The 1,205-nt window shown below is 54.8% G+C and carries 1 pseudogene; it reads left to right on the plus strand.

From position 1 onward, the window contains the following. The first annotated feature begins 2 nt into the window (after nt 1–2). A pseudogene (locus DL239_RS21320) lies at nt 3–1,169 on the plus strand (IS3 family transposase). The last annotated feature ends 36 nt before the right edge of the window (nt 1,170–1,205 follow it).

A 1,205-nucleotide genomic window follows, 5' to 3' on the forward strand; every position in this document is an offset into this window, starting at 1 on the left:
CTATGGGACTGAAACGGAAGGATAAATTTCGGCGGGATGCTGTTCGCATTGCACTGACAAGCGGGTTAACGCGTACTCAGGTTGCTGATGACCTTGGCGTGGGCATGTCGTCGCTGACCAAATAGATCACCGCGCACCGAGATACCGACGTGGTGTCAAAAGAAGATTTGGGCCTCGCCCAAGAGAATGAGCGGCTGCGACGAGAGAACCGCATTCTCAAGGAGGAGAGGGAGATCCTAAAACAGGCAACGCAGTTCTTCGCGAGCCAAAAGCCATGAGGTTTAGGTTCATCCACTGCCCGGCAGTGCATGTTTACATGCATGAGAGGGGAGGAACACCGTAACAGCTTCCCCACCCACCGGCTGTGTGACGTCATGGATGTCAGTCCCCGAGGCTTGCGGGCTTTCCGCAACCGTCCAGCCAGCCGCAGGCAGCGGTCTGATCTTGTCACTTTGGTCCACATCAAAGAACAGTCTCGGCTCAGCCTGGGCAGCTATGGCAGGCCCCGGATGACAGAAGAGCTGAAAGAGATCGGCCTGAATGTCGGACACCGCCGCGTTGGCAGATTGATGCGCCAGAACGGTATATCCGTTGTCAGAACACGCAAACACAAGGTGACGACCGATGGTCACCACAAATTCAACATTGCGCCAAACCTGTTGGATCGGGACTTCGCAGCGGAGAAACCAAACCAGAAATGGGCCGGTGACATCAGCTATGTTTGGACCCGTGAAGGTTGGTTGTATCTCTCTGTGATCCTGGATCTGCATTCACGTCGGGTGATCGGCTGGGCGGTGAGCAATCGCATGAAGCGCGATCTGGCAATCCGGGCTTTGAAGATGGCCATAGCCTTCCGTGCGCCTCCAAGAGGCTGCATCCATCACACGGATCGTGGAAGCCAATACTGTTCTCACGATTACCAGAGACTTCTGCGCCAGCATGGCTTCAAGGTGTCGATGAGCGGGAAAGGCAATTGTTATGATAATGCCACCGTTGAGACCTTCATCAAATCCATCAAGGCCGAACTAATCTGGCGGCGGTCATGGGAAACGCGGCGGCAGGCTGAAATGGCAATCTTCGAATACATAAACGGGTTCTACAATCCACGCCGTCGGCACTCAGCACTGGGCTGGAAAAATCCTGTCACCTTCGAACGGAGAGCGGCTTAAACGAGCAATGGGAGCGACACAAAAACGTGACAGGTC

Origin of the sequence: Parasedimentitalea denitrificans (assembly GCF_011813015.1) — a bacterium.
In the GTDB taxonomy this organism is placed as follows: Bacteria; Pseudomonadota; Alphaproteobacteria; order Rhodobacterales; family Rhodobacteraceae; genus Parasedimentitalea; species Parasedimentitalea denitrificans.